Raw genomic sequence first — 18,935 nt, 5'->3', positions numbered from 1 at the left:
CTCTCTTCCGGCCGGATCCCGATGGGCGCCGGCCTGTGCCGTTCTCCGAGGGCGACGCCGAAACGGGTGACGGCGTGCGAGATGCGCTCAGTGCCGCAACCGTACTCCCCCCGCGCACCCCGCGTGGGCCGGACGGGACCCGGACGCCGGGACCGCCGCAGGGAGCGTCGCCGAGGCTCCCGCACTGTTCCTGGTCCGCCGCGGCGGCGTCGGGGACGCCGCCGCGGCGGGGGAGAGCCCGTCAGGAGGTGGCGAACGGGGTGGATCCGTCGTCCGTGACGAGGCGCCACAGATGGTCGGCGGTGCCGCTGTCGTCCCACTGCAGGACCGTGGCGCCGGACGCGGTGGACATGCCCTGGACGCCCAGGACCATGCCGCTGTTCTTGTTGACGATCTTGCAGTAGCCGTTGCCCGCGTCCACCAGCGACCACAGGTGGTCGGCGGTGAGGGTGTCACCCCACTGCAGGGCTATGGCGCCGGCCGTCTTGGAGGCGTCCTTGATGCCGAGGACCTGACCGCTGTTGGTGTTGAAGATCTTGTAGTAGCCGTTCTCGGCGGGGACGACCGTCCAGTGGTGGTTGGCCGAGCTGTCGGCCGTCTGCTGCTGGGCGGCGCCACCGGGGCTGATCGAGGAGCCGGAGATGCCGAGCTCCAGGTTGCTGTTCTTGTTGACGATCTTCACGGCCGGGGTCTCCGGGTACCAGGACTCCAGCTCGGTGACGCCGACGAACTTGCCGGCCTGCGGAGTGAAGAGGACCCGGAACTGAGACGTGGTGATCGTCGGGAAGGTCACCTCGTTGGCGTTGTCGGCGACGGGTGCGGCCGGGCTCTTCGTCTGGTTCGGGACGTTCACCCACGAGCCGTTGGCGAGGTACTGCACCGTGTAGCTCGCCGGGACGCGGATGTTCGCGCCGTCGTCGTAGGTGTAGAACTTCACCTCGTTGATCTTCCGCGGCGCACCGAAGTCGACGCCGAGGTGGTCGGTGGTGTTCGGCGAGCCGGAGTTGGTCCAGCGGTCGTCGGGGGTCTTGTCGTAGCGGATCCAGCCGTCGGTGGCCCGCAGCGGGGCGTCGAAGGTGGTGGGCTTGCAGGTCTGGCCGCTGTGGCAGTGCGGGCCGTTGGAGACGGTGTTGGTGTAGGAGGCGAAGGCCTTCGGGAAGGGCTGCGTGACGGCGCGGCCCAGCCAGTCCTGCTCGGCGGTCAGCGGGTTCGCGGCCACGTTCATCATCCGCGCGGGCTGCGCCTGGGTGACCGGGGCGGCCACGTTCACGGTGGTGTTGCCGAGGGTCGCCGACTGCAGGACGCGCTGGCCGTCCTGGAAGACCTGCAGACCGCTGCCCTTGCCGTAGTGGGTGCCGTCACGGTCCCAGCGGATCGAGTAGGTGTGCCCGTGGTAGGGCAGGCTCTCCACCGCGAACCAGTCCCAGTTCGCCGGGATCAGCGGCTTCAGCACCAGCGTGTTGCCCGCCTGCGGCTTGATGCCCAGCAGGCCGGTGAGGACGAGGTCGTTGAAGCTGGAGTGGTTGTAGTTCTCGCTGAAGTTGAGCCCGTCGTAGATCCAGTCGCCGGTGTCGCCGTTGGCGGCCTCGGCGATGTAGGGCTTGCCGTCCTTGTGCTGGAGGTCGGCGAACTGGGCGAGCATGGTCGCGTAGTCGGCCTTGGTGACGTAGCTCTGCGCCGGGTAGTCCTGGAGCAGGTTCGCCATGCCGGTGAGGACCTGGCTCGTCTGGTAGGGCCAGCTCGGGCCGTTCCAGTGGCAGCAGTTGGCGTCGTCGCGGTTCTGCTGGGCGGGAATCGCCTGGTAGTTGAAGTACGGGTTCGCCGCGATGCGGTCGAGCTCGGCGAAACTCGTTCCCTTGGCGAACTTCAGCGTGTTGGCCCCGGTCTTCATCGGAACCTGCACGGTGACGGACTTCGACTCCGAGAAGCTCCCCCAGCTGCCGGTGGGCGCGTAGCTGACGGTGACCGGGTGGGCGGTGTCACCGTTGACGACGACGTTGTGCGTCGAGGTGCCGGACGTGCCGTTGGCGTAGTAGACCGTGACCGGGTACGTGCCGTCGCCGGGCGCGTCCACGGTGAAGGTGACCGAGCTGTCGTCGAAGTCGATCTGGCCGACGTACTTGCCGTTGGAGGCGGACGTCGTGTCGTGGGTGTTGGCGTGGGTGACGGCGGCCTGCTCGGCCTCGAAGTCGTGCGTCCGCTCCAGGGTCGTGGGCCCGAACGGCGCCTTGAACTTCTTGGCGTCCGTCAGGTGCTTCCACGCCGACGAGTACTGCGCGTCAGGCAGCTCGAACGCCCAGGGGGCGTAGCCCATCAGCTCCCGCCACGTCGTCCTGGTCTCCTTCAGGGCGCCGTTGGTGCCGTCCGTGTTGTAGACCTGCATGAAGGAGGCGCGCTGCGGGTCCCAGAGCGAGTTCTGCACCGCGGACTTGAGCTGCGCCGCCTTCGCGTCGTAGTCGTTCGCGGTCGCCGTGTCCCCGGTCATGGTGGCGATCTTGCTGATCGACTGGGCGGCGGCGTACATGTACGCGTTGATCGTGGGCCGGTAGCCGCGGCCGCCGCTGAACCAGTTGCTGCTGTGCATCGACGTCTCGGTGTACTCCGTGGCGTCGGACAGCGGCGTCTGGTGGTAGAGGTCGCTCGTCGACTGGGTGCCGTTCACCGTGATGTCGGTGGTGAGGTTGGAGTCCCACCCCTTGTACAGGGCGATGAGGTGGGGGAGGGCCGACTTGATCTGCGCGGCGTCACCGGTCACGAGATAGCGCTGGTAGGCGGCGCTCGTGATCCACTCGCTGAAGTTGCGTGCACCCGACTTGCCCGCGCCGCGCAGCCAGAAGTCCAGGTAGTCGCCCGCGTAGTCGCGGTTGTGCAGCCAGCGCCCGTCCAGCAGGTGGTAGCCGGCCGCGTCCGGGAGCGCCGTGTACGGGTTGCCGGCGTAGCCGATCGGCACGTCGTACTCGGTCGACACGTACCCCGTGCCCGGCACGGTGTAGCGGAGCGCACGCTTGTAGGTGCTCCACCGGTAGTAGTAGACGTCGTCGATGTCGTTGTCGGGCGTGTCGAGGAACGGGATGTTGTCCTTGTACCACTGCCGCTCGTCGAGCTGGTTGGCGGCGAGGATCGCGTCCTTGTCGAGCGCGACGGCGTTGGGGTCGTCGGCCGCCTGGGCGGCGGTGGCCCCCGGGCCCACGGCCAGCAGGGTCGTCGACAGCAACGAGCCGCACAGGGCGGCCGCCAGGCGGTTGCGGGATCTGGATCGTTGACGCATTACCGGGATCTCCATCGGTACTGGTGCGGTGGATCGGAGTGCGGGGTCGCGAATGCCGGCGCTCGTCCGCGGAGCGCCGGCATTCCATCCCGGTCGGGTCAGCTCGTCACGCGGAAGGTGGCGTCGCCGCGTCCGGTCGCGTTGGTGATCGGATCCAGCCGCAGCTCGTAGGCGTAGTGGCGGATGTAGCGGTCGGGGAAGTTGTACGACTGGAAGGACGACCAGGTGGAGTCGGCGAGTCCGGCGACCTGGCGGAAGGTCGCGTCCTGGGCGAACTGGCTGCTGCCGTCGTTGTAGGCCAGCTGGAAGTCGAAGTTGGAGTGCCGCAGGAAGTGTCCGGGGAAGTTCACCGACTCGAAGGAGACGGTGCCGGTGCCCGCGAGACCGGTCCTGATCCGGAACCGGGAGTCGTCGGCGGGGCTGACGTTCGGGTCGATGCGCACGTCCATGTTCGTGTGCCGCACGTACCGGTCCTGGAAGTTGTACGACTGGAGGCGGTTGGCCGGGGTGTTGGGCCAGCGGGTGAGCACACGGCTCTCCTCGGCGGCCGTCAGGTTCATGATCCAGCCGTGGCGCTTCTTCGTGCCGCCCATGTTGTAGCTGCTCGACGCCTGCTTCTGGTAGGCGGCGGGGTTGGAGGGGTCGGTCGTGAGGACCGGCATGTAGCCGCCGCTGGTGGCGTACTGGTCGAGGTACAGGGCCCACTTGTTGGTGCCGTTGAACTTCATCCACATCGGGCCCTCGACCATCGATCCGGTCAGGCCGATGCCGGAGAGGTTGCCGAGGTTGGTCCACGTCCCGAGGATCGAGTTGCTGCCCTCGAGGGTGATCTGGCCGTCGCCGGAGGCCCGGACGTAGCGGTAGTTGCCGACGCCGGCCGGCACCTCGATGATCTGGGTGTCGATGATCTCCTGCGCTCCGGGGCGGCTGATGTAGCTCTGCGGGGTGCTGATGGAGCGGAAGTCGCTGGTGTGGGCGTAGTAGATGCGGTGCTTCGTCGCGCCGTTGAGGGGCACGTTCGTCGCCCAGTACAGGATGTAGTCGTTACTGGCCGGGTCCCAGATCGCCTCGGGCGCCCACGCGTTGCGTCCGTCGGGGATCGCGCCGGCCACGTCCAGCAGTCGCGGCTGCGACCACGTGACCAGGTCCGTCGACTCCCACACCACGAGGTTGCGGCTGCCGTTGTTGATGGACTGGCTCCACGTCTGCCCGCAGTCGATGCACAGGTCGGTCGCGACGATCCAGTACTTGCTGCCGTCGGGAGACCTCACGAACGCGGGGTCGCGCACGCCCTTCGTGCCGACCGTGGACCGCAGGACCATCCCGCCGCCGTTGAGGTCGCTCCAGTGCACGCCGTCCGTGCTGTGCGAGAGGTACATCTGCTGGTTGGTCGAGCCCTCCCCGGTGAAGTGCACCATCAGGTAGCCGGGGTCGGCGGCGGCCGCCGGTTGCGGTGTGGTCAGGGCTTGGCCTGTGAAGAGGAGGCACGCGGCGACCAATATCGCCGACAGCCGTGCGCGCAGCGCGGACATGTACGTCTCCTGTCGTTCTGCAGATGTCTGCATCGGCCCGGTTTCGGCCTGGTGGTGACCGCTGTCGCGCGAAATGTGTCGCGTGAGGGGTGTCGTCGCGGTCCTCGACCAAGAAGATCTGCGCAGTCGACTTCCCTGTCCAGCCGGGGCAAGGCGTCCGAAATATCGCACAGTGTTCGTAAGGTCGGGCAGACGTTAAAGGCGGGAGGTGGGACGCGTCAATACCTCCGACGTCCGGGAATTCCGAGGGGGCGGAGCGGGGGGCGCACTTGATGGACGCGCCCCCGGCGGACGTACCGTCCCGGCGCGGCTCCGGGCTGCGGGGTGCGGCTTCGGCAGCGGGTGGCGCGCGCCGTTCTGCCTGGTGGGCGCGGTGGGTGTGGATGTGGGGAGTCGGCGCGCGGCGTCGCTGCCACGAGGGTGGCGATGTGCTTCGGGGCGCGCGCGACGCGTCGGGGCGCCTGCACGGTCACCTCCTACCTTCCCCTCCGCGCGCGAACCGGTTCGGCGACGGACTTCGGTGAATGGTTCGACGAAGGGTTCGACGAAGGCATCGGTGAAGAGACCGGTGAAGCCGGTTCCGTCGGGGCCCGCCCGGGCGGCGACGGTGCTGTCCCGCCGGTTCCGAGAACGTCGAAGTCGTCGGCCTCGACGGGTTTTCACGTGGGCGATGCCTCTTGTCACCGGTGCCGGTGGCGTGCCAGTGTCCGGGCCATGGTTACGTAACCATGGCCGGTTCACACGGGCCCGAGTGCCTGCATCCGGACCCGGATTTGGACCGGACCTGGACCCGGACCCGGTTTCTCACCGCCTCGGCTCGGGCGACGAACCCGCCTTCCGGCCTCCCTCCCCGCGATTCCCGTCACTGGAGAACGACATGACCAAGACCTCGAGGAGGTCGAGAAGACCGGCCGGTGTGCTCATGGCCGGCTTCGGCGCGGCCCTGATGCTGCTGACCGCCCCCGCACCCGCCCTCGCCCGGCCGGCCGCCCCGCAGGCCGCCCAGTCGGCCGGCAAGGCCTCAGCCGGCTCGTACGCGCCGGACAAGTCCGCGCCGAAGGGCGGTACCAGTGACTTCCGCGGGGTGAACTGGGCGGACCCGCGGGACAACTACGCCGGCGACGCGGTGGTGCCCAGCGGGCTGAAGGTGACCGACGACTACCGCACGGTGTACCGCACCACGGTCCGCATGGTGAGCGGCTTCAAGAAGAACCTGGGCGCCAACACACTGCGCCTGCCGATCAACCCGGCGACCGTGGGCACCACTTGGTGGAAGTCGTACAGGGCGACGATCGACGCCGCCACGGCCCACGGTGACAAGGTCATCGTCAGCTACTGGGAGGCCGACACCAGCAAGGACGGCCTGGTCGACGACACGGCCGCCTGGAAGAAGATGTGGAACACCGTGGTCCGGGAGTACCGGCACAACCCGCGGGTCTACTTCGAGCCCATGAACGAGCCGCACGGCTACACCCTCGACCAGTGGGTGTCCGTCACCAGCGGCTGGCTGGCCCAGCACAAGGACGTCCCGCGCGGCCGTGTCGTGATCAGCGGCACCGGCTACAACGACAACGTCACCGGCGTCGGCGCGGCCCGCGCGCTGCGCGGGACGCTGCTGTCGCTGCACTTCTACGGGTTCTGGAACAGCTACACCCAGCAGTCGGACTGGACCGCCGACCTCGAAGCCCGTATCGGCAAGTACGCCGGCCGGACCATCATCGACGAGGCCGGCGCCCCGATGACCATCGGTCTGAACTACGGCGCGTGGAACGGCAACATCTACACCTCGTACCTCGCGGCCGTGGCGAACACCGCCCGCAGCAAGGGGATGGGACTGGTGTACTGGCCGGGCCTGAGGTTCGGCGACGCCTACTCGATCGAGTCGCTGGACGCCAAGGGCAACCTGGTGGACAACAGCGCCACCGGCGTCGCGCTGCTGCGCTGGGGTTACGGCTTCGGCAGGACCGCGCCCGTCAACGACCTGCCGCCCGCGCCTCCCGGTGAGGTCCTGCGCGGAGTGGGCTCGGGCCGCTGCGTCGACGTGCCCGGCTTCAGCACGGCCAACGGCACCCAGCTCGACCTGTGGGACTGCAACGCCGGCGGCAACCAGTCCTGGAACTGGAACGCGGACAAGCAGCTCACCGTGTACGGCAACAAGTGCATGACGGTGGGAGGCACCGGAGCCACGGCGGGCGACCCGGTGGTCATCTCCGACTGCACCGGCGCGGCGGCACAGCAGTGGAACGTGAACGCGGACCTCTCGGTGACCAGCGTCGCGAACCCGGAGCTCTGCCTGGACGCGGCAGGCGCGGGCACCGGCAACGGCACCTCGGTGGACGTCTGGCACTGCAACGGCAGCACCAACCAGCAGTGGGCGAGGAGCTGACGGCGGCGCCTGCCGCCCCCGGCGGCTGATCCGGCGCGTACGGGCCCGGCGAGTTCTCTCGCCGGGCCCGTAACGCATGGTTCAGCGCCGCGGCGCTCTCTTTTACGGCGACGGCGGCGACGCTTCTTACGGCGAGGGCGGCGGCGCTCCGGTGCTCGCGCGGACGATCAGCCGGGTCGGGACCAGGGTCCTGTCGATCAGGTCCGGCCCGGTGTGGCCGATCTTTCCGACTGGCAGCGGCGGGCCAGCGCCCACTGGTCGTGCGTGGCCTTGGTGATCGCCCCCGCCCACCGCGAAGACGACAACGGCGTCAGCTCCCGCCTACTCACCGCCCACGCCTCACCGGAATGCGAAAGACCGTCCCGGCAGCGCGCCTTGAGGTCCTTCGCCGCCGGCGACCCCAGATGCGCACCCATCAGACGCAGCACCTTCCCATCCCCGGGCGTCAGGGACTTGAGGCGGGTCCGGACGGCCACACCGGACGGACCGGGAACGACGAACGACGCCGCGACACTCCGCAGCTCACCCACCCCTGTCACCCCCGGCCCGAAGCCACCCGAAGAACCCGTCGCCATGAGCAACGAGCACCACCCGCGCAGGTCACCCATTCGATGCATTGAACGGGTAGTGGGCCTGCTCGGTGGCGAGCGTCAGCCAGCGCGTGTTGGATCTCCTGAGCGGTCAGTCGGCGGCGAGGATGTGGGAAAGACTCACGGCGGGGCGGCCGAGCATGGCTGTCAGAGTGCGTTGCTGGCGGGCGGTCAGGGAGGCGACGAAGACCACTGCGTCGGCCCCGGCCCGGTCGCAGACCTGAGCTACCTCACGGACTTTGCCGTAGCTCAGCAGAGTCCGCGAGGAGTAGGGCAGGCCCATCTTCCGGACGCCGCCGTCCGAGACGCCTCGGCGTTGCACCGTCTGCGCGACGACCCGGGCGCCGCACGCTGCCAGCTCGGTGGCCGCCGACGCCATCACCGTTTCGAAGTCCTTCTGCTTCGCGGAGAAAAAGCCGACCAGGACCACATCAGCGCCCGTGACCGTGTGCAGGGACGCCGGGCGCCGGGCCGGCCCCGGCGGCACACGGCGGGCCAGGCGCCGGTCGCGTCTTCGGGGCTGATGCACGGACCACAGGCTAGATGCCTGGCTACCTGCAGCGATACCGCATTTCTGGTGGCCGACCGCGCCGCGTGCGCGGATCATCCTGCCTGCGGTTGTGTGCGGTCTCAGCGTCCGAGGGACGTCAGCAGCGTCGCGAGTTGTTCGAGCGGCTCGGGGCCGACGATGCGCAGGACGACGGTGTCCGCGCCGGAGGCGTGCAGGGCGCGGACGTCGGCGGCGGCCTGTGCGGGTGTGCCGGAGACGGTGAACACCTCCTTCTGGGGGCGGCCGAGCCATGCGCCGTGGCCCTCGGTGTGCGGGTGCAGGGTGCGTGCGACGTCGTCGGCGTCGTCGCCCACGCAGGTGAACGACAGAACGGTCAGGGTGTGGTCGGGTCCTGCGCCGCCCTTGGCGGTCAGGGCCCGGGTGTTCTCCAGGTCGCCCGGGCCGTGGCCCTCGGCGATCAGGACGCCGTCCGCGACCCGTCCGGCGAGCTCCAGGGAGCGGGGCCGGACGACGCCCGCGACCACCGGCGGGACCTGGGCCGGCGGATGCACCAACGCAATTCCGTCCAGGCGCACTTCGCGGCCGTCGAGCTCGACCCGCCCGCCGCGCAGCAGTGCGCGCACGGAGGTGATCGTCTCCTCCAGCAGGGCCAGCGGCGACCGGGGCGCCACGCCGACCGACTCCATCCACCCCCGCACCCCGTGGCCGATCCCGGCGACCAGCCGTCCGGGGAACACCCGGGCCAGCGTGGCGAGTTCCATGGCCAGCAGCGCCGGGCTGCGCAGCGGGGCGGGGGCGATGCCGATGCCGACCCGGATGCGTTCGGTGGCTCCCAGCGCCACGGCGGCCGCGGACACCCCGCCGTTCCATCCGAGATCCTCGACCACCCACAGGTCGTCGACGCCGAGCGCCTCGGCCTCCCGCGCGAACCCGGGCAGGCCATCGGGCGCCCAGTCGCGGTCGTACATGACGCCGATGCGTACGTTCGCCTCGTTCGCCTCGTTCGCCTCGTTCGCCTCGTCCAAGTCGTCCAAGTCGTCCAAGTCGTTCGAGTCGTTCGGCGTGTTCGTCATGGCTCGGAACCTACTTCCTGTCAGGCCGCGGAGGCTCCGTACCGACGAGCGTCGGGACGGAGCCTCCGGGGTGGGGGGAGTGGGGGGAGTGGGGGGAGCGGGGTGGGTGGGGTGGCGGCTTGCGGTCAGTTCTTGACCGGCTTGCCGCCGCCCCAGGCCCACGCGAGGCGGTCGGCGCCGGACTGGTTGGTGGTGGCCAGCCAGGGGCGGGCGGCGGGGCCGACGAGCGTCTGTACCGAGTAGGTGTCGTCGGTGCGCAGGCCCGGCCAGTACACCGAGCCCATCTTCAGCTCACGGAAGGTGTCGGTGACGGCCTGGATGAAGTTGACGAAGTTGTCGTCCGGCGTCTTCACGTTGTAGTTCAGGCCGGTCGTCATCGGGGCGCCGAACTCGTCCGCGACGGTACGGCTCGCGCAGTCGCCGATGCGCACCTTCAGGTCGGCCACCCACTGGTCGTAGGTCGCGTAGTCCTTCCAGAACCCGTAGTGGTGCAGGGAGAGGTACGTGCCCTTCAGGCGCGGGTCCGCGCAGACCGTGGTGACGTGGTCGTTGTAGCCGGCGCCGCTGACGAAGACGCGGTTGCGCGGCACCTTGGAGTACGTCGACAGCCACTTCGCCGCGATGTCGGCCCACTCCGCGTCGGTGTAGCCGTGCGGCTCGTTCATCGGCTCGAAGTAGACGTGCTTGTCGTTCTTGTAGGCCTTGACGACGGTGTTCCACATCGGCCAGTAGGCGGCCGTGTCGTCGATGAAGCCGTCCTTCTGCGTGCCCGTGCCCTCCCAGTAGGAGACGATGACCTTGAAGCCCTGGTCGGAGGCCGCGTCGATGACTCCGCGGTACGACTTCCAGTACGCGCCGTTCACCGTGTACGGGTTGATCGGCAGCCGCACGGTGTTCGCGCCCAGGTTCGCGCGGAACGCGGCGATGATCCGGCTCGACTTGGCGTAGGTCTGCCGGTAGGTGTCCTTGGTCGACAGGCCGGACAGCTGGAGGTAGTCGTCGGCGAAGTTGTCGCGCGGATCGGCCCAGTTCACGCCCTTGAACTGGGTCGTGTCCGCGGCCGGCCGGGACCCGTGGTGCGCTGCGGAGGCCGGGGAAGCCGGGGCGGCGGAAGAGGCGGGGGAGGCGGAGGCCGGGCTGCCGGCCAGGGTCGCGCCGGTGACGGCGGCGAAGGCGACCGCGGCGAAGGCGGCGCGCAGGCGGGGGGCGGCGGAGGACGCTGCGGTGGGGGTCTGGCGCATCTACATGCCCTTTCAAGACGATGTTTACGTAAACATCGAGCACCGCGGTGAACTCGGGACACCTTTCGCGCCCCTGCGATGGTGGATGTTTACGTAAACATGGCGGCGCCGGAATCGTGGCACCCGGCCAGGTGATCGTCAAGGTTTCGCACGGGTAACGCGGGTAAAGCCGTGGGGGCGGGTGGGGCCGCTGGGCCGCTGGGCCCAAGACGGCTGGACCGCCGGGGCCCCGCGGCGAGGCGCCCGCAGCCGGGCATGCGGAGCGGGGCGCGGGGCGGTCCGGGCCGTCTCAGGCGCCCAAGGGGTCGAGCGTCAGCGGTTCGATCTTGCCCTCCAGCATCGCGCCCAGGCCCTGGGCGGCGCAGATGTCGGGGCGTTCGGCGATGTGCACCGGCATCCCGGTGGCCTGCCGCAGCATCTGGTCGAAGCCGGGCAGCAGCGCGGAACCGCCGACCATCATGATCCCGCGGTCGGCGAGGTCGGCGACCAGGTCGGGCGGGCACTCCCGCAGCACCCTGCCGATGCCGTCCAGGACGGCGGTCAACGGGGTCTCGATCGCGTCGCGGACGGCCGCGGTGTCGACCTGCACGGAACGGGCGAGGCCGGTGGCGACGTCCCGTCCGTGGATTTCGGTGGACGCGGGCCCCTGCGCGGTGAGGCCGTTGCCGGAGAGGGCGAGCTGCAGCGGCCGTACGGACTGGCTGGGCAGCATCAGCTCGTGCTCGTGACGCAGGTGCTGGACGATCGCGTGGTCCACGGCCTCGCCGCCGACCGGGATCCGCTCGGCGGTCACGATGGAGCCGAGGGAGAGCACGGCGACCTGCGTCGCGGCGGCCCCGCACACCATGATCATGGTGGCCTCGGGGCGCTCGACGGGCAGTCCGCAGCCCACGGCGGCGGCGATGAGGGTGTCGACCAGCTCGACGCGCCGGGACCCGAGGCCCACCAGCGTCTCGATCGCGGCCCGCTGGGCGAGCGGGTCGGCGTCGTGCGGGGTGCAGGCCGCGGCCCGCAGAAACGGCTTGCGGCGCAGCTGTCGGCGGATCTTGTCGCCGATGAGATGGCGCAGCATGCGCTGCGCCATCTCGATGTCGACGACCGTGCCGCCGGAGACCGGGCGCACCACGCGGATGTAGTCCGGGGTGCGGCCCGTCATCTTCTCGGCGAACTCGCCGACCGCGATCAGCGCGCCGGTGCGGGTGTTCACGGCGGCGGCGGACGGCTGGTCGACGACCAGCCCGGCCCCCTTCACATAGACCCGCGTCCGCGCCGCTCCCAGGTCGACGGCGAAGTGGCAGCGGCGCAGCTGCTCCAGACTGGCGGTCATGGCAGGTCCTCCCGAGAGCACAGACCGTGGGGGCCGCCGGTCGGCAGGCCTCCCTCCACATCGTGCGGGGACGCGGAGGGGGCCGCCTTCTCAGGTGGGCCGGGCGGGGCGCGGCTGAATGGGGGTTCTTCCGCACCGGCCCGCGCGTGTGTCGGTTCCCTCAGCCGAAGACGCCCTGGCCCGGGACCAGGACTCCCCGCGGGTCGTAGGTGCACTTGGCCGACTGCAGGCCCGCCCACGCCGGCCCGAAGTGGGCCTGCCAGTCCGCGGGGGTGAGGGGGATGCTGCCGACGGGGTAGTGCGTGCCGCCGGCCGCGGCGACCGTGTCGTAGGCGGAGCGGTTGACGGCCAGGAGGCGGTCGACGGCGGCCGTGTCGTCCGGAGCGGCAGCGCTCAGGATGTCGAAGAGGTACGACACGTCGTCGTCGGAGGTGCGCAGCAGCGGGGTGGTGAGGCGCTCGCGCAGCAGGGGGTAGAAGAGGATGACGGCGCCGGGGCCGGCGTCCGCCGGGGTGAGCCCGTCCAGCACCTGTGTGGCGAGCGCCGCGGCGGAGGCGCCGGGGAGCATCAGGTTCAGCCACGGGTGGGCGAAGCCCCAGATGCCGGCCGCCTTCATGGCCGCGATGACGGGGGCGAGACGGTCGAGGAAGTCGTAGTAGGGCTGGTCGACGATGTGCGCGGTGGCCGGGTCGTGGCGCAGGCCGCGCAGCAGAGCCGTGTCGTCGGGGACCGGGCCGACCGGCGGGCCGTAGGCCACCGCCTCCAGGACGTGGACGCCGAACGCGCCGGTGGCGTCCGCCTGGACCTGCCCCTCGACGTAGTCGAAGCGGCCCTCCCGGACGAGCATGCGCTGGTCGTCGAGGAAGGTCGCCAGGTCGCTGTAGGTCAGCTGGTAGCGGCGGACCGTCGTGGGCGCGGGCACCAGGCGCAGCGTGGCCTCGACGATGACGGCGCACTGGCCGAGGCCGGCCAGGACGGCGCGGAACAGGTCGGGCCGCCGGGACGGCGAGCAGCGCACCAGCTCGCCCGCGCCGGTGACGACCTGCAGTTCCGTCACGTTGTCGACCTGGGCGCCGACCCGGTGGGCCTGGCCGCCGAGGCCGCCCACGGACAGCGTGCCGCCGACGGACAGCTCCAGGTAGTCGGTGAACACGGGCGGGGTGAGACCGTGGGCGAGGGTGGCCCGGGCGACCGCGCTCCACTTGGCGCCCGCGCCCACGGTGACCGTCCTGGACGCCGTGTTCACGGAGCCGATGCCCGCGAGCGGCGTGGTCTCGATGACGAGGCCGCCCGGTGCCTGCGCCTGGCCGAACGGGGAGTGCCCCTGACCGCGCGGCGCGACCGGCAGCCGGTGGTCGTTGCAGAAGCGGATCATGGTGACGACGTCGCGCACCGAGCCCGGGCGCAGGACCGCCGCCGGGCGGTTGTGCACGATGTGCCCGTAGTCGTCGGCGGCGGCGGTGAGCGAAGAGGCGTCCGTGAGGAGCGTGCCGTCCAGCCGCGGGACCTTGGCGAGGGTCGAGGACGTCGATGTCGTGGACGCCGATGCGGTGGACCCGGCGGCGGTCTCGGACTCGGCGGCGGTCGCGGCCCAGGATCGGGACGCGGTGTCGAAGGCGGCCACCGCCGCTCCGGTGACCGTGAGTCCGCGCAGGACGGTACGTCTGGACGGTATGCGGGGCATGCGCAATTCCACCTCTCGATCTTCATGAAATCCTCAAAACCCCGACAGCCTAAGGCAGTTCACCGCACGCCGGTGGTCCGCCCGCGATTCATGCCCCGGAGGGGCCGGACGAGGAGTTGGAGGAGGGGGCCGAGGGGGAGTCGGAGGAGGGGGACCAGGTCAGTTTCACGACGAGGTGTCCCTCCGCGGTGCCCTTGGCGATGATCGCGCCCGACTCCGCCGACAGCTTCACGCCGAACTCGATCTCGACGCCGTCGGGTCGCAACGTCCCGTCCCGGAACACCCGCAGCGCGGACTCGGCGGCCGCGCGCACGCCCTCCAGGGCACTCTCGAAGGTGCGGGCCGCCTGCACCGTCCCGTCGCCGCGGGCCACCAGCCGGGAACCCTGCCGCCCCTCCGCGGCCGCCTCCACGGCGACCACGACGCCGTCGTCCGTCCTGAACTCCACCAGCCCGTCCACGCTTCCCCCGTAATCCCGTTCGCCCTAGCCGTGTTCCGCGCGGACGCCCCTCCCGCGCCGCTGCTCTGCGCACCTGCATTGTCACGGACGGTGCACGTGATTGTCCTGCGTTCCGGGTACCGGTTCGGTGCGGATCACCCCGAGCTCCGCCAAGTCCTGGGGCCGCAGGCGCAGTTGGTCCGCCGTCGCCTCGGCCTCCTGCGGGGGCCGCTTCAGGATCGCCGCCGCCGACTCCGGTGCGATGACGGAGAAATAGCTGTCCGGCGTCGCCCAGGTGCGGCCGGGCGCGGCCAGCGCCAGCGCGCCGCCGGAACCGCCCTCGCCGATCAGCAGCGTGGTGAGCGGCGTGCGGGCGGTGGCGACCGCGCCGAACAGGTCCGCGATCGCCGCGCCGGCGCCCTGCCGCTCCGCCTCCGCGTCGTTGGCCGCGCCCGGCGTGTCCACCAGGGTCAGCACGGGGACGCCGAGCCGGCCGGCGAGCCGGATCAGCCGGGCGGCCGTGCGGTACCCGGCGGGCCGGGTCGCCGCCCCGGTCTGCGCCGCGTACGCGACCGTACGGCCCTGGTGCAGGCCGAAGCCGCACAGCATCCCCTCCGGGTCCGCGCCGCCGCACCGGTCGCCGGAGATCGCGAGCCGGTCGGTGAAGTAGGCGTCCAAGTAGGCCTGTGCGCGCGGCCGTCGCGGCGAACGGGCCCGCCGCACCGCGTCCCGGCCGGTGCGCGGCAGATCCGTCGCCCCGAGGGCGCGCGGCACGGGGGCGGGCTCCGCCGGGGCCTGCGGGCCGGGGACGGGCTCCATCGGGGCCTGCGGGCCGGGCACGGCCGCGTGCGGGGCCGCGGTGTGCGGTGTTGTTCCCTTCAGAAGGCGCAGCCAGCGGCCGAGTACGTCCCGCAGTTCCGTCACGGGCACCACCGCGTCCGCCGCGCCCGCCGCGAGTTGCGCCTCCGCCGTGTAGGCGGCCGGGTCGGCGTCCGGCGGACGTACCCGTGAGCCGGCGAAGCCGACCTGCGCGCCCGGCAGTGCCAGCACCACGTCGGCCCCCGCGCCAAGGGTGGCCCAGCCGCCGCCGGTCGTCGGATCCCGCAGGACCGCGATCTGCGCCAGCCCGGCCTCCCGGGTCAGCGCCGACTCCCGTGCCACACGCTGGAGTTGGGTGAGGGCGAGCATGCCCTCCTGCATCCTGCTGCCGCCGGTGGCGACCAACGGCACGACCGGCAGCCGGTGTTCGCGGGCGTAGGCGTACGCCGCGACCAGGCGGTCGCCGGTGCGTTCGCCCAGCGAGCCGCCGAGGAAGCCGAACTCGAAGGCGATCAGCACCGCGCGGACCCCCTCGACGCGGGCGACGCCGCAGACCACGGACTCCGACTCGCCGGTCCGCCGGGCGGCGCGCTCACGCGAGGCGTCGTAGCCGGGCCAGCCGAGCGGCCCGTCCGGACGTGACTCCCGCTCCACGCGCGGGAGTTCGTCGAATGCGTCGGCGACCAGGGCGATGAACTCCCGCGCGCTCACTCGTTGTGCCGTCATGCCGGCAGCGCCCGCTTCATGATCTTCCCCATGTCGTTGCGGGGCAGGGCGTCCAGGTAGCGGACCGTGCGGGGCCGCTTGTGCGGGGCGAGACGACGGGCGACGTGGTCGGCCAACTCGCGCTCACCGGGCGGCGACTGCGGATCGGCCGGCACCACCCAGGCGACGACCCGCTCTCCGAGGTCCGCGTCCGGCTCCCCGGTGACGGCGGCCTCCCGCACCCCGGGATGTTCCAGCAGGGCGTTCTCGATCTCGCCCGCGCCGATCTTGTAGCCGCCGCTCTTGATGAGATCGGTCGCCTTGCGTCCGACGATCCGCACATACCCGTCGGGGTCGCGGACGGCCACGTCGCCGGTGCGGAACCAGCCGTCGGCGGTGAAGGCGGCGGCGGTGGCGTCCGGCCGGTTCAGGTAGGTGGTGAAGAGGTTCGGCCCGCGTACCTGGATCTCGCCGACGCTCTCCCCGTCGTACGCCTCCACCACCGTCCCGTCCTCCTCGACGAGCCGCAGCTCCACCCCCGGCAGCGGCACCCCGACGGTGCCCGCCCTGGCCTCCCCGTCGGCCCGTACCGAGGTGTTCATCAGCGTCTCCGTCATGCCGTACCGCTCGATGACCCGCCGCCCGGTGGCCGCCGCGATCCGCTCGTGGTCGTGCACGGGCAGCGCGGCCGAACCGGACACCAGCAGCCGCGCCCCCGCGAGCGCCTCGGCGAGCCCGGGGTCGGACGGCAGGGCCTCGGCGATGCGGTGGTACATCGTCGGCACCCCGAACAGCATCGTCGCGCCGTCGGTCAGCTCCCGTGCCACGCCCTCCGTGTCGAACCGCCCGAGGTGCCGGAGCGACCCGCCCCTGCGCAGCGGCCCGAGCACCCCCAGCACCAGCCCGTGCACATGGAACAGCGGCAGCCCGTGCACGAGGACGTCATCGCCGGTCCACTGCCAGGCGTCGGCGAGCGCGTCCAGGGTCGTGGCGATCGCCCGGCGGGGGATGACCGCGCCCTTGGGCGGCCCGGTGGTGCCGGAGGTGTACACGATGAGGGCGGGCTCCTCGCCGTCCGACGGCTCGTCGTCCTGCGGCGCGCCGGCCGTCGACGGACCCGCGTCGCCGCGCTCGGCCACGTCGACGTCGATCCGCGGCAACGTGCGCAGCGGCTCGGGCAGTTCGTCGCCGGAGGCCGCGAGCACCGCGCTCGGCTCGCTGTCGGACAGGATGTGCCCGAGCTCCTTGTCGCCCGACTTCGGGTTCAGCGGCACGGCGGCCGCCCCGGCGAGCAGCACGCCGACGACGCCCACGGCGGTCTCCAGCGCGGGTGTGGCCCACACGGCGACCCTTCCCCGCTCCCGGGCCCGCTCCCGGCCTCGCGCTTCCGGGCGGTCGCCCGTCGCCTCCCGCACATGTCCGGAGACGGCGCGGGTCGCCCCGGCGAGCTCCGCGTAGGACAGGGAACGCTCACCGAACCGCAGGGCGGGGCGGCCGGACGGATCGTCCGTCAAGGCGGGGAAGAGAGACGACACGGGACGGTGCGACACGGCACGGGCTCCTTGCGCGGCTGAGGTGGGCGGCATGGCGACAAGCAGCTTCCTACCCCACGCGCCGCGCCTGCACCTCCGCGCGCCGCTCGTTCCACCACGCCTCGACCGCGACGCGGCCGGGACCGACCGGCCCACGTCCGACGGGCGGACGGGGACGGGGACGGGGACGGTGGCTTGTTAGCCTTCCGGTGATCGGACAGTCGTACGAACAGGGAGTCCGTCGTGGCCCGTATCGCGCTCGTCACCTACGACCCCCGGCCGGAGCCGAGCAAGGACGCCGACCTCCCGGTGCTGCTGAGCGCGCTGCGAGCGGCCGGCGCGGAGGCCGACGGCGTCTTCTGGGACGACGAGGGCGTGGACTGGGCCGCGTACGACCTCGTCGTCATCCGCTCCACCTGGGACTACAGCTGGCGCGCGGACGAGTTCGCGGCCTGGACGCGGAAGGTCGCGGCCGTCACCCGGCTGGCCAACCCGGCCGACGTGGTGCGCTGGAACGCCGACAAGCGGTATCTGGGAGAGCTGGCGGCGGCCGGGGTGCCGACCGTGCCGACGCGCTACTTCGCGCCAGGCGAGCCGGCCGAGCTGCCCGACGGCGACGAGTACGTGATCAAGCCCGCCTCCGGGGCCGGTGCGCGCTACGCCGCCCGCTACACGCCCGACGGCCACGAGACGGCCGTCCGCCACCTCGCGCGGATGCACGCGGAGGGGCTGACGGCGATGGTGCAGCCGTATGTGCGTGGCATCGACGCCGGCGGTGAGCGCGCCCTGCAGTTCTTCGGCGGCCGCCTCCTGCACGCCAGCCGCAAGCGGGCCGTCCTCGCCCCCGGCACCGCCTTCGACGCGGTCAAGGTCGCCCACCCCGGTCTGGAGCCGTGGACGCCGTCCCCGGCCGAGCTGGCCGTCGCCGAGCGCGCCCTGGCCGCCGTACCGGACGCGCCCGAGCTGCTCTACGCCCGCGTCGACCTGGTGGACGGCGACGACGGGGAGCCGCGGGTGATGGAGCTGGAACTGGTGGAGCCGAACCTCTTCCTGTTCCTGCACCCGCAGTCCGTGCCGCACGTCGTCGCGAGCATCCTGAAGGCGGCGGCCACGGCGGGGACGGCGGCAGCCGGGACGTGACGGTGGCAGCCGGGACGGCGGCGTGGGCCGCTGCTCCGGTCACGGCACCAGGGACGGAGGACGGGATCCGGGAGCCGTTACTCCCTGACCGTCGTCCGCTGGAGCAGACCCCAGGTGAACTCGGCGACGACCTCCCGTCGGGTCCCCGGTCCGTCGGGCGCGGCGAAGGCCAGTCCCCAGCGGTTCGGGGCGGTGCCCTCCAGGGGCTGGGCCGGGGCGAAGGCGTGGGCGGCCTCGTCGACCGTGCAGGACCAGGGGGCGAGGTCGGCCATGGACTGCAGGAACGGCGGCCGTGCCCCCGGGGCACGGACCAGCCACTCGTTCCACACCGAGCCGTTCGGGGCGAGCAGCACCTCGAAGCGCAGGTCGGGCCAGAGCGGGAGCGGCCAGAGCCATGCCTCGCACTCGAGGTCGCCGACGCGGCGGGCGGTTCTCGACCCGGGTTCGCCGAGGACCGAGCGATACCGTGAAAGGGAGCCCCGCGCGTGCGGGGAGTGGACCATCGCCTGCCAGCGCTTGTTGGCCTCCCTCATCTGGGTGAGGGAGACGCCCAGTTCGTGGCGGGCGTTCTCCACCAGATCCGGATTGTGATCGGCCATGCGGCGCAGCAGGACGAGCTGGAAGTCAAGCGGCGTGAAAGTGCCCGCGAGGCGTTTCTGGGTCGGCATGCGCCCCATCCTGGCCCACC

General features: G+C 71.6%; 13 protein-coding genes and 1 pseudogene. 2 read left to right on the top strand and 12 right to left on the bottom strand.

All coding sequences use genetic code 11. From position 1 onward, the window contains the following. Window positions 1-241 precede the first annotated feature (241 nt). Window positions 242-3,268, bottom strand: coding sequence for an MGH1-like glycoside hydrolase domain-containing protein (locus QA802_RS14175; RefSeq protein WP_334521998.1), 3,027 nt, complete (start codon window positions 3,266-3,268; stop codon window positions 242-244). Between the two features lie 98 nt (window positions 3,269-3,366). Then, on the bottom strand, window positions 3,367-4,800 hold the full coding sequence (locus tag QA802_RS14170; RefSeq protein WP_334521995.1) for a glycoside hydrolase family 43 protein: 1,434 nt from the start codon (window positions 4,798-4,800) through the stop codon (window positions 3,367-3,369). Between the two features lie 877 nt (window positions 4,801-5,677). Here QA802_RS14170 and QA802_RS14165 point away from each other — a divergent pair. Then, on the top strand, window positions 5,678-7,186 hold the full coding sequence (locus QA802_RS14165; protein WP_334521993.1) for a ricin-type beta-trefoil lectin domain protein: 1,509 nt from the start codon (window positions 5,678-5,680) through the stop codon (window positions 7,184-7,186). 227 nt (window positions 7,187-7,413) lie between these two features. Here the strand turns inward: QA802_RS14165 and QA802_RS14160 are convergent. From QA802_RS14160 to QA802_RS14120, 9 genes and pseudogenes are all read right to left on the bottom strand, one after another. Next, window positions 7,414-7,716, bottom strand: a pseudogene (locus tag QA802_RS14160) (IS200/IS605 family accessory protein TnpB-related protein); the annotation flags it as partial. A gap of 151 nt (window positions 7,717-7,867) precedes the next feature. Then, window positions 7,868-8,305, bottom strand: coding sequence for an HflX-like GTP-binding protein (locus tag QA802_RS14155; RefSeq protein ID WP_334521991.1), 438 nt, complete (start codon window positions 8,303-8,305; stop codon window positions 7,868-7,870). A gap of 101 nt (window positions 8,306-8,406) precedes the next feature. After that, window positions 8,407-9,255 carry an LLM class flavin-dependent oxidoreductase gene (locus QA802_RS14150; protein ID WP_334534620.1) on the bottom strand — a complete coding sequence of 283 codons (849 nt, stop codon included), beginning with the start codon at window positions 9,253-9,255 and terminating at the stop codon, window positions 8,407-8,409. A 230-nt stretch (window positions 9,256-9,485) separates the two neighbouring features. Beyond that, entirely contained in the window at window positions 9,486-10,601 is a 1,116-nt protein-coding gene (locus QA802_RS14145; RefSeq protein ID WP_334521988.1) for a glycoside hydrolase family 5 protein, read from the bottom strand. A 289-nt stretch (window positions 10,602-10,890) separates the two neighbouring features. Beyond that, window positions 10,891-11,928, bottom strand: a complete 1,038-nt coding sequence (locus tag QA802_RS14140; RefSeq protein WP_319168550.1) for a rod shape-determining protein — start codon at window positions 11,926-11,928, stop codon at window positions 10,891-10,893. Between the two features lie 160 nt (window positions 11,929-12,088). Beyond that, complete coding sequence (locus tag QA802_RS14135) at window positions 12,089-13,612, bottom strand: FAD-binding protein (RefSeq protein WP_334521985.1); 1,524 nt, start codon at window positions 13,610-13,612, stop codon at window positions 12,089-12,091. 88 nt (window positions 13,613-13,700) lie between these two features. After that, the gene (locus QA802_RS14130) at window positions 13,701-14,072 is read right to left on the bottom strand and encodes a CU044_2847 family protein (protein WP_334521983.1); all 372 of its coding nucleotides are present in this window, start codon (window positions 14,070-14,072) and stop codon (window positions 13,701-13,703) included. A gap of 81 nt (window positions 14,073-14,153) precedes the next feature. Continuing rightward, window positions 14,154-15,596 (bottom strand): carboxyl transferase domain-containing protein, encoded by a 1,443-nt coding sequence (locus QA802_RS14125; protein WP_334521980.1) that lies wholly within the window; start codon window positions 15,594-15,596, stop codon window positions 14,154-14,156. Next, entirely contained in the window at window positions 15,593-17,110 is a 1,518-nt protein-coding gene (locus tag QA802_RS14120; protein WP_334534618.1) for an acyl-CoA synthetase, read from the bottom strand. The genes QA802_RS14125 and QA802_RS14120 overlap by 4 nt, the downstream gene beginning before the upstream one ends. Window positions 17,111-17,350: 240 nt before the next feature. Between QA802_RS14120 and QA802_RS14115 the strand changes: the two genes are divergently transcribed. Beyond that, entirely contained in the window at window positions 17,351-18,247 is an 897-nt protein-coding gene (locus QA802_RS14115) for an ATP-grasp domain-containing protein (protein WP_334521978.1), read from the top strand. Between the two features lie 77 nt (window positions 18,248-18,324). Here the strand turns inward: QA802_RS14115 and QA802_RS14110 are convergent, their stop codons facing one another. Continuing rightward, a complete protein-coding gene (locus tag QA802_RS14110; protein ID WP_334521976.1) occupies window positions 18,325-18,924 on the bottom strand; it encodes a hypothetical protein in 600 nt (199 codons plus the stop codon). Window positions 18,925-18,935: the final 11 nt, after the last annotated feature.

It is taken from the genome of Streptomyces sp. B21-105 (genome assembly GCF_036898465.1).
Taxonomy (GTDB): Bacteria; Actinomycetota; Actinomycetes; order Streptomycetales; family Streptomycetaceae; genus Streptomyces.
This window is presented reverse-complemented; position numbering and strand designations above follow the sequence as displayed.

What these genes read in the sequence shown, in the direction of transcription:
- QA802_RS14170 (WP_334521995.1), bottom strand. Translation starts at nt 4,800, where the DNA reads ATGTCCGCGCTGCGCGCACGGCTGTCGGCGATATTGGTCGCCGCGTGC.
- QA802_RS14135 (WP_334521985.1), bottom strand. Translation starts at nt 13,612, where the DNA reads ATGCCCCGCATACCGTCCAGACGTACCGTCCTGCGCGGACTCACGGTC.
- QA802_RS14125 (WP_334521980.1), bottom strand. Translation starts at nt 15,596, where the DNA reads ATGACGGCACAACGAGTGAGCGCGCGGGAGTTCATCGCCCTGGTCGCC.
- QA802_RS14175 (WP_334521998.1), bottom strand. Translation starts at nt 3,268, where the DNA reads ATGCGTCAACGATCCAGATCCCGCAACCGCCTGGCGGCCGCCCTGTGC.
- QA802_RS14165 (WP_334521993.1), top strand. Translation starts at nt 5,678, where the DNA reads ATGACCAAGACCTCGAGGAGGTCGAGAAGACCGGCCGGTGTGCTCATG.
- QA802_RS14145 (WP_334521988.1), bottom strand. Translation starts at nt 10,601, where the DNA reads ATGCGCCAGACCCCCACCGCAGCGTCCTCCGCCGCCCCCCGCCTGCGC.
- QA802_RS14140 (WP_319168550.1), bottom strand. Translation starts at nt 11,928, where the DNA reads ATGACCGCCAGTCTGGAGCAGCTGCGCCGCTGCCACTTCGCCGTCGAC.
- QA802_RS14110 (WP_334521976.1), bottom strand. Translation starts at nt 18,924, where the DNA reads ATGGGGCGCATGCCGACCCAGAAACGCCTCGCGGGCACTTTCACGCCG.
- QA802_RS14150 (WP_334534620.1), bottom strand. Translation starts at nt 9,255, where the DNA reads ATGTACGACCGCGACTGGGCGCCCGATGGCCTGCCCGGGTTCGCGCGG.